Origin of the sequence: uncultured Mailhella sp., assembly GCF_944324575.1 — a bacterium.
Taxonomy (GTDB): domain Bacteria; phylum Desulfobacterota; class Desulfovibrionia; order Desulfovibrionales; family Desulfovibrionaceae; genus Mailhella.
In genome coordinates, this window is record NZ_CALUWV010000060.1 from 1 (window position 1) to 12,506 (window position 12,506).

At 56.2% G+C, this 12,506-nt stretch carries 9 protein-coding genes; 3 read left to right on the top strand and 6 right to left on the bottom strand.

The window, feature by feature from the left end; genetic code table 11:
• From Q0J81_RS07935 to Q0J81_RS07960, 6 genes are all read right to left on the bottom strand, one after another.
• The coding region (locus tag Q0J81_RS07935) for a hypothetical protein (protein WP_294447053.1) at window positions 1-533 on the bottom strand (533 nt) is incomplete at its 3' end.
• 524 nt (window positions 534-1,057) lie between these two features.
• Window positions 1,058-2,992 (bottom strand): FAD-dependent oxidoreductase, encoded by a 1,935-nt coding sequence (locus Q0J81_RS07940; protein WP_294447054.1) that lies wholly within the window; start codon window positions 2,990-2,992, stop codon window positions 1,058-1,060.
• A gap of 263 nt (window positions 2,993-3,255) precedes the next feature.
• Complete coding sequence (locus Q0J81_RS07945; protein ID WP_294447055.1) at window positions 3,256-4,074, bottom strand: amidohydrolase family protein; 819 nt, start codon at window positions 4,072-4,074, stop codon at window positions 3,256-3,258.
• A gap of 110 nt (window positions 4,075-4,184) precedes the next feature.
• Window positions 4,185-5,576: an SLC13 family permease gene (locus tag Q0J81_RS07950; protein WP_294447056.1), complete on the bottom strand. Its 1,392-nt coding sequence runs from the start codon at window positions 5,574-5,576 to the stop codon at window positions 4,185-4,187.
• 110 nt (window positions 5,577-5,686) lie between these two features.
• Window positions 5,687-6,520, bottom strand: a complete 834-nt coding sequence (locus Q0J81_RS07955) for an amidohydrolase family protein (RefSeq protein ID WP_294447057.1) — start codon at window positions 6,518-6,520, stop codon at window positions 5,687-5,689.
• 60 nt (window positions 6,521-6,580) lie between these two features.
• A complete protein-coding gene (locus Q0J81_RS07960; protein WP_294447058.1) occupies window positions 6,581-8,500 on the bottom strand; it encodes an NAD(P)/FAD-dependent oxidoreductase in 1,920 nt (639 codons plus the stop codon).
• On the opposite strand from Q0J81_RS07960, the gene Q0J81_RS07965 reads away from it, so the two are divergent.
• From Q0J81_RS07965 to Q0J81_RS07975, 3 genes are all read left to right on the top strand, one after another.
• Window positions 8,487-8,756 (top strand): hypothetical protein, encoded by a 270-nt coding sequence (locus Q0J81_RS07965; protein WP_294447059.1) that lies wholly within the window; start codon window positions 8,487-8,489, stop codon window positions 8,754-8,756. The two genes, Q0J81_RS07960 and Q0J81_RS07965, sit on opposite strands and share 14 nt — an antisense overlap.
• Before the next feature lie 112 nt (window positions 8,757-8,868).
• Entirely contained in the window at window positions 8,869-10,932 is a 2,064-nt protein-coding gene (locus tag Q0J81_RS07970) for a sigma 54-interacting transcriptional regulator (protein WP_294447060.1), read from the top strand.
• 734 nt (window positions 10,933-11,666) lie between these two features.
• Entirely contained in the window at window positions 11,667-12,389 is a 723-nt protein-coding gene (locus Q0J81_RS07975) for a hypothetical protein (protein ID WP_294447061.1), read from the top strand.
• Window positions 12,390-12,506 lie beyond the last annotated feature (117 nt).

Sequence of the window (12,506 nt, forward strand, 5' to 3'; positions counted from 1 at the left end):
CTTGTGATGATCTCGCCGCTCTGACCGGAACGCAGGGCCTCCCGGAGAACGGAATGCAGAACTCCGCCCACGGCGCCCCTGTTTTCGGAAAGCAGCTTCTGCGGAAGTCCCGCTTCCCGCGCGATGGCTCCGAGATACACATAGCCCTTGTCGTTGACGGCAAGTCCCCAGAACGCAAGTCCATTTTCAATAGTACCCTTTAGTTCCTGCGTGGGATTGTCCAGAGTGATCCCCAGTCCCTGCAGAACGACATCATACGTCCAGGTAGTGCCGTCATATCGTTGCTGCCAGCACAGGGCGGCATAGAGCACGAACACGGCGTCGAAGTCGGACATGTTGTTCAGCACAGCAAGGGGATTGTGATCGTCCAGTATGGAAGCTACCTCCACGCTGTGTTTCAGCCCGTCCTCCAGAGCAAGAAATTCGTCCGGCGTGGCATGATAGGAAAAAAGATGCCGTCCGTCAGGCTTGTCGAGACCCCGCTGATACAGAAAATCATGCAGCCAGTTTTTGATGTTGAGCTGTTTCGCCATATTGTTCCACCTTGGAAGTATATATGGCTTCAGTAGTATAAAGACATGAATTCTATGTCAATATTGATGGTCTACGTTGTTGATGTCTTAGGCATTACAGATTTATCAAATGGTAATCTGCAGCTATTCCATTGAAAATATTATTAAAATAATATTAGTTATATTACAGTGATGAAAAATGAGCGTATAGTATTTGGAGGCCTTATGACATAATCTACTGATATCACAAAACCTGCTCAGGCTATGCTCATCGCCCAACAGCAACTTCAACTCGGAAAGAATGTCGGCCCGGTACTCCCGTATGTCGGAACGAGGCGCAAGAGCTTTCACCTGGTGTTCCCTGTACCAGTTGTGCAGGGACGTTTTGGCGGACTTTTCTACAGTTGGAGGGGCATGCCGTTTTCTCACGGCGTCGGCGGTCACGACGGCGTGAGCCGTTTCCGTCACTGCAGCGGTCTGTTGTGGAGGGGGTCCGGTGGAAGAGGGGGCTGCCCTCTGTCCACCGGAGCCGGGGAGCGTATGTTTTAGAGTTCGTGAACGGCGTGCATGGCGGAACTTACGGCCGAGAGTACTCGTCCCGCCTTCACGCAGTCGCCGGCGGCGACGTAGGCAATGCCTGCGGCGTCGAGTTCGTCACAGAGCTTTTTGTCGGCTCTGGAGCCGAGTGCGATGACTGCGGTATCGAACGGGCCGAGATCGACCGTTGAGCCGTCCGCTCGGGAGGCGGAAATGCTGCCGCCTTCAAAGGCCTGTACCCTGTGCCCGGTGAACACGCAAACATTGAGATCCGCCAGGCGTTTTTTCATGAAGTCCTGCGTGACGGGGTGAATGCCCTGGGCGATGTCGTCCGCCATTTCCACGATGCTGACGCTGCGGCCCGTGCGGGCGATGTATTCGGCCGTTTCCGCGCCCACAAGTCCGCCGCCGATGACGGCCACCCGGGCGCCGGTGTCGTCAAGATGTCCGTCGAGCACTTCATCGGCGGAAAGATGCGGCATGTTTTCCAGCCCCTTGAAGGGAATGAAGATGGGGAGACTGCCGGTGGCGATGATGACTCTGTCGGCGTTGAAGTTGCGTATGAATTCCGCGTCCACGGGGCAGTTCAGGCGAATATCGACGCCGGCATTTTCGAGCCTGTGGACCATGTTGAACAGGTAGAGGGCCAGATCGCTCTTGAACGGCGGCAGCGAGGCGAGGAAGAACTGGCCGCCCAGTCGGGAGAGTTTTTCGCACAGCGTGACCTGGTGACCGCGGCGCGCGGCGTACCATGCGGCCTCCATGCCGGCGGGACCGCCGCCGACAATGAGCACGCGAAGCGGTGTTTTTGCCTTTTCGTCCGAAGGGAATTCGCCCTCAGATCCCATGAAGGGATTGACGGCGCAGAGGGTGTCGAGACCTGCACCGGTACGCATGGCACACCCGTCGTTGCAGCCGAGGCAGTTGCGAACGGCGTTGAACTTGCCTTCGGTGCAGAGCTTGGGCAGTTCAGGGTCGGCAATGAGGGCGCGTCCCATGGCCACGAAGTCGGCAATGCCGCTCTGCATGAGTTCTTCGGCCTGAAACACGGTCTTGATGCGTCCGGCAAGAATGAGAGGGAAATCCGGTCCCACGGCCTGACGCACGGCAATGGCGCGCGCCCTGTTGGTGATGTATCCCTCGCTCGCCGGAGGAATCACGGTATGGTGCGTAGCATAGTTGCCGGATACAATGTGGATGGCGTCAATGTCGCCCGTGGCGGCAAAAAGAGCTGCTGCGGCCGCGCCGTCCTGCAGCGGCAGACCTCCGGGAAGGCTTTCTTCCACGCTCATGCGGAAGGTCACGGTGAAATCCCTGCTCACGGCCGCGCGCACGGCACGGATGACTTCAAGACTGAGCCTTGCACGGTTTTCCAGCGAGCCGCCGTATTCGTCTTCCCGCTTGTTGGTGTAGGGCGAGAGAAACTGCGTGAGCAGATACCCGTGGGCGCCGTGGATTTCCACGGTATCGAATCCCGCTTCTCTGGCGCGCCGGGCGGCTTCGCCGAACTGCCGGACGATGACGGCTATTTCTTCCTTCGTCAGCACGTGGACGGGCTCTTCCGAATAGGCTACGGGGCAGTCGGAAGGGGCGACCACGGGCAGTCCGCTGATGGCGCTCCAGGTTTCGCGGCCCGCATGATGAATCTGAACGGAAATTTTGCCGCCTTGAGCGTGCACCGCTTCGGTGAGGCGCCTGAGGCCGGGAATCTTGTTGTCGTCGTCGATGCCCGTGCCGTGCTCAAAGCCCTTTCCCTGGGGGGTGATATAGGTGGCTTCCAGCGTGTAGAGTCCCACACCGCCGCGGGCTCTTTCGGAGGCGTAGGCGATGAGTCTGTCGGTGACGAACCCCTCTTCTGAGGCAAAACGGGTTACCATGGGGGGATAGATGATACGGTTGCGCAGCTCCACATTGCCGAGACGCGCAGGTTCAAGACATTTCATGATGTTCTCTCCGTTGGGCGGATAAAATGGGAGCGGAGTCGGCAGGAATGCCTTGCTCCGCTCCGGGGGTGGGGACGTGACGCTCTGTCTTCGCCGCGGCGAGGATTTTTCGGTCAGAGCAGCGAGGTCTTCGAGGAAGCGCTTCATGGCCGCCCCGGAAGTTCCATTCACCGGGCCTTTTCTTCCCTGGCGGGTCTGTCCCTCAAGTCTGTGCTGGTATATGCCATGTAAAGAATGGGAAGATGATCAGACAGCCGCCGCGTTCAGTTCAGTCCGAACAGGCGTTCGGCGTTTTCATGCAGGATCTTGGGAAGAACGATGGGATCGTAGCCCTGAGCCAGGAACTTGGGCAGGGCCTGCGTGTAGTCGGCATATGGATAGGCCGAGGCGTAGCACATCTTGTCGCCTATGCAGGTGTTGACGGCCTTGACCAGAAGGTCGGCGCCGGGGAGATGGCGGTAGATGGAGCTTTCAAAGTACAGGTTTTCGTGACGCCATACGATGGCGATGAGTTCCTGCGTGAAGGGGAAGCCGGCGTGGGAGAGCAGCACCTTGAGGTCGGGAAGATCCGCGCAGATATGATCGACAGGGAGCGGGCTGCCCCATTCCAGATAGGAGCCGTTGCGGATGGGAAGAGGGCCGATGGTGATGATGACCGGAACGTTCAGTTCGGCGCACTTTTCATAGATGGGGTAGAAGCGTTTGTCATCAGCGGTGGTTTTCAGCGAGAAGGGATCCACGGAAACGCCCTTGAGACCGAGATTCCTGACGGCGTGTTCGATGTCGTCCTTCACATGGGCGTTCAGCGGGTCGGCGCCGGCAACGCCGATGAAGACGGGATACTTGGCGACGAGGTCGGCGATGTATTCATTGGAAACATAGGCTCCGCCGGTGGAGCGCATGTCCCGTCCCGAGCAGACCGCGCCGGTGATACCCATTTTTTTGAAATATTTCATGGTAACGTCAAGCGGTTCGGGCTTGAGCGGACGGGTCTGGGTAATCCAGAAGTTGGCGGGTTCGGGGTTGATGTAGCATTCGAATTCGGGGGTCAGGGGACGGAAGCGGCAGTCGATGATGGCCATGAAAAAGCTCCTTTTGACGGATGAAAATGGTGTTGAGGACGTGTTTGAGGATTCGCCGGCGGGCGTACCCGCGGCGTTGCCGTTGCAAAGAATGAAAAATGGGGGGGAGCTTACTGCATGATGATGCCCATGGCGTACCAGAACGGAATCTGAATGAGACCGAACAGCAGGGTGAACCATGCGATTTTCATGAGATGCAGTTTGATGAAGTCCTTCATGGTCATGAGTCCGAAGCCGAACATGATGAGATAGGCGGGCACTTCATGAGGAAGAAAGACGAAATCGGTGGAGTAGATGATGGTCAGAAGGGAAGGCAGCGGATTCATGCCGAGCTGCAGCGACAGGCTGGCGAAGGGCGCAGGCAGTACGGCCATCATGGCGCCGGGGGAGAGGATGAGGTTCACGAGCGTGCTGAGGAAAAGCATGAGGAACAGGAAGCTGTTCACGCCGATGCCGGAGATGTTTTCGGCGATTTTTCCGGCCAGCAGCTGGGTGAAGCCCAGCTTTGTTCCTACGATGCCTATGCCGAGGCAGGCGGCAACGAAGAATATGACGCCGAGGTTGATCTGACGGATACTTTTCTGCGATCCTATGTTGATGCCGGGGACAAAGCAGAGCCAGGGCAGGGTCATGAAGGAGTAGTTGGCAGAAATGCCGTGCAGGGGTTCCGTGCTGATCCATATCATCAGGATTGCGAGAAGAACGGAGGCCTTCTTTTCCGCAGAGGTCATGGGGCCGAGATTTCTGTATTCCTCTTCAAAGTACTGCTTTCCTCCGGGCAGAACGAAGGTGTGACTTTTATAAATCTTCGTCAGAATCCAGATGAACGATACGGCCATGAATACGGAGGGGCAGTTGTAGAGCATCTGGTCGAGGAAGGATACGGAAAAGCCGGGGTCGATGGTTTTGACCTGGGTGACCATCATGGACATGGTGGAGGGACGGTACGCGAAGAGCTTGACATTGAGGCCGGCTATGCCGCCGACCATCATGATGAGAAGGGATTCCTTGGACTTGCCGAATCCCATGGCCTTGCAAATGCCGTAGGCCAGAGAGATGAGAAGGAGGTAATGGCCGCAGAAGGTGATGATGCCGAGAATGAGACCGACGAGGTACAGGGCATAGAGCGTTCTGTTATAGGTTCCGCCGCATGTTTTGATGATCCAGTACGCGATGCGCTTGAGAATGCCGCATTCATCAAGGGCATTCGTAAGAACGAAGGCGCCGAGAATCATCCAGAAGGTGTCGGTGGTAAAAGGCGCATATGCCGTCTGGATGGGAACGACATGGAAAATATAGTAGGCAACGGGAAGCAGTACGGAAGGAATGATGATATCCATAAGGTCAAAAGCAACGATGCTGATGACGCATATGCTCAACATAAGATAGGCGCGTATTTCCGGCGTGAATGTTTCCGAGGTCGGAACAAGCATGATGGCAACGCTTATCAGTATGGTAACCAGCCATCCGATGATTTTTCCTTTTTCCATGGTTACGGACATGTTTTTCCCTTTCTTTCGAGTTGGTTCGCTTCAGATGGTGTTCCTGACTGAACGACAGGGGATCCGCACGGCAGACCGGAGCCCCTGCCGTTCCGAGGAGTGCAGAGAATTTAAGAAATGGTTATATTGAACAGTTCTGCGGCATTTTTATAAAGAAGCTTGGGAAGAACGCTTTCCTTGAACAGGGACTTGAAGATGGCAAGGCTTTCCCCGATGGGCATGAGCGGATAGGCGGAGCCGAACATAAAGCGGTCCTGAAGCCAGGTGCTGGCGGCGGCGACGTAATCCTGCACACCGGAGTTGTTCATGAGGTACATGTCGGGACACAGCCAGATATTTTCCTGCCAGAAGCAGACTCCCAGTACAGCCTGTACCCACGGCCAGCCGCCGTGGGAAACCATGAAGCGGGCGTTGGGGAAGTCGGCGGCGATGCGGCTGATGATTTCAGGATTGCTGTAGGAAACGTCGGGCCCTGCGCGACCGCCGAGCATGAGAATGACGGGGATACGGTGAGCCTGGCACATTTCGTAGATGGGATAGAGTCTGCGGTCGTCGGCATAGCGGGGAACAGGGCATGCACCGGGTTCCATGGAAACGGCCTTGAGCGGGCCGTTGATCACGTATTTTTCCACATCGGCCATGGCCTGCGGCACGTCGGCGCAGTTCAGGCCGGCTGCGCCGAGAATGCGGCCGCCGTAATGGGCAGTCATTTCCACAAGATCGTCGTTGGGCACGTTGTAGCGGAAATGTCCGTTGCGGCCGGTGGCCAGAGCGCAGGTTATGCCGGCTTCGTCCATTTCCCTGAGCATGAGCTCTTCAGAAATCTGCTGGACGGATTCGGGGGAGGTCAGGCCGAATCTGGCGCTGAACGCCTTGTTGCCGGCGGGGGAGAACTGCTGTTTGAAGCCTTTGAACGGAGGGCGGAGTCTGACGTCGATAATCATGTTTTCCTCGCAGGTTGAATGGGTGGTATGGGGAGAAGACGGCGTCGGGCCGTCCGTAAACTACAGCGGCCAGGCGGCCTGGAATCCCTGGCGGACGGCGGTGATGACCTTGCTCGGACGAACGCAGTCGCCTGCGGCCGTGAAGGGAATACCGGCTTCGGCAAGCTGTTGCTGGAGAAGGTTGCGGGAACGATAGCCGAAGGCCATGACCAGAGAGTCGAACTCGTCCAGCGAGCGTTCCGCATGCAGGGGACTGCGCACGCGCACATGGAGGCCGGAGACTTCCAGCACTTCGGTGTTGAGCAGAGCCTGAACACCGAGCTCCTTCAGGCGGGCCATCATGAATATGCGGGTACGCTTTTCCATGTCGGGAGCCAGCGTGTCCCTCAGTTCCAGAATGGTGACTTCCCTGCCCTGTTCCGCCAGCATTTCCGCCGTTTCGCAGCCCACAAGGCCTCCGCCGAGGATAAGAACTTTCTGCCCCGTCTTCCGCCCCAGAAGCACTTCCTGGGCGGTGACGGCGCCGGAGTTTTTGCAGAATCCGGGCACGACAGGTTCGCTGCCTGTGGCAACAACGGTCATGTCGGGCCGGAGAGAACGTATAAGCGACACGTCGGCTTCCGTGCCGAGCAGCACTTCCATGCCGGACTGCTGCACGGCATGCTCCATGTAGAGGCGCAGCTTTTCAAAGGCCTCCTTGTGGGGCGGCCGACAAGCGACATGGAGGAGGCCTCCAAGCGTTTTTTCGCGCTCAATCAGCGTAACGTGATGCCCCTTTTCCTTGGCGGTGAGAGCTGCCTGAATGCCGGCGGGACCTGCACCGATCACGACGATATGCTTCGGGGTGTCTGTTTTAATGTGAGGGAATCTCGCTTCCTGACCGGCTCTGGGATTTACGGCGCAGGTTACGTTTCCGAAGGGAATGCCTACGCATCCTTCGTTGCAGGAGAGGCAGGGCGCAATGTCGGTAAGCCTGTCTGCCTGGCTTTTGACGGGAAGATAGGGGTCGGCAATGAGGGGACGTCCCATGACGATGATGTCGGCCTTGCCCTCAGCCAGAATGGATTCGGCCAGCGTGGCATTGTGAATGCGACCGGCCACGGCAACGGGAACGCGCGCTTCCACAGCCCTGCGCACGGCGGCGGCGCGATCGGCGTTGAGGCCTTCGGGAAGAACGGCCGGAGGAATGGTGTAGTGGTTGGTTTCGCATGCGCCCACGCTGATGTTCAGCGCGTCAATACCGTTGTCCACAAAGGCCTGGGCAATGGGAAGGGAGCTTTCCAGCGTAAGGCCGGTACCGTTGAACTCCTCCACGCTCAGACGGACGGTGAGGGGAAAGTCTTTGCCCACGGCCTCGCGGCAGGCCTTGAGGACTTCCAGAGGGAAACGAAGGCGGTTTTCCGTACTGCCGCCGTATTCATCTTCGCGGAGATTGGTGAAGGGCGAGAGAAACTGATTGAGAAGGTAACCGTGGGCCCCGTGGAGCTCGACAAGATCGAATCCGGCCTTTCTGGCACGAAGAGCCGCTTCGGCGTAGCGTTTTACAAGATCGGCAATGTCTTCCTTCGTAAGGACGCGAGCGCCTTCATAAGGCGTGACGCCGGGGATGTAGGAAACAAACTTGATGGGGCCGCCGTTGGTCAGCGGATTGGCGGTTCTTCCTCCGTGCTGAAGCTGGAGTCCTACCTTGCCGCCGCAGGCATGGATGGCGTTTGTGAGTCTGGTGAGTCCCGGAAGCATTTCGTCCGTGTCCGCACCGAGTCCGAACTTGTAACTGTCGCCCTGACGTTCCACATAGGTGGCTTCGATCATGATGAGACCGACGCCGCCTCGGGCTCTTTCCGCGTAATAGTGAATCATCTGATCGGTCACTTCTCCGTTGCTGGCCGCGTACTGCGTGACCATGGAAGACATGACGATGCGGTTTTTCAGGGTTAGCTTATTAATAGTGACGGGAGAAAAAAGCATGGTGTATTCCATATCGCCCTCTGAGGTGAAGCTTGATGTCGGAAACGGCCTTCGTCGAACGGAGAACAGCCGTCGGATACAGGAATGCAATATTTGTGCCAAAATTGAACTAAATGTGAAAAATAAATATATTCAACTGGTTGATAAGAACATTCTCAAAATGGGCGCGTATGGAATTTTTGGACGAAATAGGATATTTTTATTCAAAATAAAACGACGCCGTTCAGCTGATTTTTTGATGAAACAGGGCAAATCACCAGAAAAATGAAGCGAAAATGAATGGAGTTTGATAATAACTGTTTGAAATAAAATAAAAATAGATAACATTATTCCATTGTTGAAAAACGTCCAACTTGTTTAAGTGTCAATGCGAGGGAAATATGCTGGACAGCACGGCCATGCTTGCCAATCGGGAAAAAATTTTCGAGGAATGGAGAAAGTTCCAGAACGGCGAAGATGTTGATCACACCATTGTTCGTGACTTCGTCTATCGCTCGTGGCTGCGCTGCCGTGCTCTTCATGTGGATCCGTACCACGTGATGCACCGGAAGCTTCCGCCGGAACAGATTGCTGCGGAGCTGGAGCGTAACTCCATGCTTCTGGAAAGCTCAAAAGCCGTCATGGAGCAGATTTTTTCTCTCATTGCCGACTCTCACAGTTTTATTTCTCTGGCCTCGCGCGATGGCGTGATTCTGCACACTCTTCCCGGGAGCGGAATCCTCAATTCGCGGGGCTCGTTGTCCAGGGAGGAGTACATAGGAACCGTGGGATTAGCTACCTGCCTTGAGGAGCAGAAGCAGCTGGAAATTTTTGCCGCGGAGCATTATTGTACGGAAAATCATAACTTTGTCTGCTCTGCGGCTCCCATTCTGGACAAGAAGCAGAATGTCATAGGCGTACTCGGCATCACCTCACCCTGCGAGACGTTTCATCTTCATACAAGCGGCATGCTCGGGGCCGCCGTATATGCCATTATGGAGCAGCTTGCTCTGAGGGAGGTGCTGGACGAGTACAAAGCGCTTCTGGCCCTTATGGATGAAGGCGTCATTACGCTGGACGCCAGCGGCTCCATACTGTTCATCAATGCCAAGGCCGTGACGATGCTGCATCTGAAAAAGGATCCCATCGGACGGAACATTCACGACGTCATACGGTTCGGTCGGGCGGTCAGACCTTTGCTTGATGAGAGAAATGCCTTTCATGACGTCGATACTACGCTGATGATTGAGGAAGCGGCGCAGGCCATTCCCTGCGTTCTTTCTGCCGCCGTGAACGGCTCGACGGGCGGCATGATTCTGACATTGCGTGAAACTGCCCGCATGAGGGAATTCGCCACGCGCCTCGTCGGTGCCAAGGCTATGTTTACCTTTGACGACATTCTCGGCCGGTCTGCGGCTCTTTCTGAAGTGCTGAGCAACGCCAGACGAATAGCCGGATCGGATACGACGGTATTACTTCTCGGAGAAAGCGGCACGGGCAAGGAACTTTTTGCTCAGTCACTGCACAATGCCAGTCCGCGCAGAGGGATGCCCTTTGTGGTGGTCAACTGTGGAGCGCTGCCGAGAGAGCTCATTCAGAGCGAGCTTTTCGGTTATACGGAAGGATCGTTCACAGGGGCCAGTCGTCAGGGGAAACCGGGCAAGTTTGAGCTGGCGGACGGAGGAACCATCTTTCTGGACGAAATAGGAGAAATGCCGCTGGATGTTCAGGTCAATCTGCTGCGCCTGCTTCAGAACCGTGAGGTTGTCCGCATCGGCGGCCAGCGCGCCCGGCGCGTCAATATCCGCATCATAGCGGCTACCAACAAGAATCTTTATAACGCCGTTCAGAGCAGGACGTTCCGGGAAGATCTGTATTACAGGCTCAACGTTTTCCCCCTGCACATTCCGCCGCTGAGGGATAGGCAGGGCGACGTCGCGCTGCTGGCCCGGCATTTTATGGATAAGTTTTCCCGGCAGTCGGGAAAGACGCTGAAGAGGATTTCCAGAAGCGCGCTTGATGCCCTTCAGCGCTATTCCTGGCCCGGGAATATCCGCGAGCTGGAAAACGTTATGGAGCGGGCGGTATATATGGCATCCGGCCCGGAAGTGACGTTGAAGGAACTGCCGGAGGTTATTGCCGAACGCGAGTCGTCGTCCGTGCGGAAAGGCGCTTCGGAGGAGCGTTCGGGCGAAAGAGGGGAAAAAGCCGCACTGGAAGCCGCGCTGCGGGCCAGCCGCGGTCGTATTGCCGACGCTCTGAAAATCCTGAACATGAATCGCAGCACATTTTATTATCGGTTGAAGCGATACGGCATACGTCCTGCGGACTTTCGTCACGGCGTACAGAGGGACTGGGAGAAAACGGGCGTCGAGTTGAATCCTTTGCTGACTCTGCGCACAGAGGAGATGGAGGCTCTGGCTGGATTCGCCCGGGAGCTTTGTCGCAATCGGGAAGGATCGTAGCGGGGCCTGAACGGAAGAGACGACGTCTGCTTTTGTCCGGGCATGGTTTTCCAGAATGAGCTGAACTCGGTCCTTGCCTCTGGGACGCGATGGCAGCGAAGGGGCGCCGGATGGAATCAAGTCATGCCGCGGTGTTTCCGACGGTCTCTTCTGGAGAAGTGACGCCGGCAGGCTCATGCAAAAAGACGCCCCGACGGACTGTCGGGGCCGGGAGAGCGGGGCGATTGTCGGGCAACGTCGGTTCGCGCTTTTCCCGTCATCTCGCAAGAAACGGAGAATGACGGAGCCTGGGAAGACGGAGCCGGGGGGGCGGCCTTTGCTCGGAACCGATGTTCCGGGTTTTCGCCGCTGCGCTCCGGAATTGCCGGGGGGACGGCCTTCACCCGGAACCGCTGTTCGTTCTCCCTCCCTGCCGTTCTCTTGTGCCGTCCCGTTTTTTCTCTGTTCCTTCGTGTTTCCTTCTCACGTCAGTCGCTCAGCCATGCTTTGCAGTCCTCCGAGGGCCTCCTTTGCCGACGGGGATGCAGGCACAGGCGCGAACCGTTCGCACGGGGGGAGACTGTGCATGAAATTTTAGAAAAAAAGAGAATTTTATAGAAAATTCCAAAACCGGGCTGCCGACGACGGAAATTTATTCAGCTAATCATAAAGAAACTAACAGGTTATGCAAGATTGCGGCTTTGGCACATTTTTTGCTACAGGAAGGGCAGAATTTCTATGAGGAGGAGTTTTTTATGGTACATACCGACTTTCTGACCTATACGGACAAGTTCATCGTCATGCTCGGAAGCCCCGCTCTTGCGGACGGCAGGGATGCTGAGGAATGGTATCTGAAAGAGCATACGGCCCGGGTTCTTGAGGACAAGAAGGTGCGTCGCTACATTGCCAACGTCAGCAACAAGGCCTACGACGAGACCATTGCCAAAATTTTCGACGCCTCCTTTGCCAAGACCGGAGGCATGGCCAATCCCTGGGCGTCCATAGCCTTCGTGGACGAGATCTATGCGCCGGAATGGACGGAGATTTCCTATCTGTACAATGATCTTCCCGTGCTCGGCGTGTTCGGTGTTACGGAATACCATGTGCGTCAGCTCATCACGGATCGTCCGCTCGGCACCAAGGATCCCGAGATCAAGAGAATCTGCATCGTGACCAAGCCCGACTTCATGAGTCATGACGAAGCGGTATCGTATCAGATACTCGAACATCCCGCCAAATGTTTCGTGCATCATTCCGGCATGGCGTGCTACACGCAGAACCATGTCAACGACTATGTCGTTCCCGGGCCTTCCACCGTGGACAACTTCACCATTCTGCATTTCTGGAATCTTGACGCCATACGCTTCGGCATGTTCAGCCAGCCCGACTCCCGCCGGGTCATTTCCGAAGACTGCAACCACTTCCGATCCACAACCTGGCCCATTCACGTCGACCAGTACATCATGAAGGCCAACTGATCGAAGCCGTCCCGAGAGCGCTGTACGCAGCGCTCTTTTATTGGTTAAAAGAAAACCCCCAGCTAGGCTGGGGGTTCCCGAAAACTTATAGTTATGCGTAAGTTATAAACACTCCTT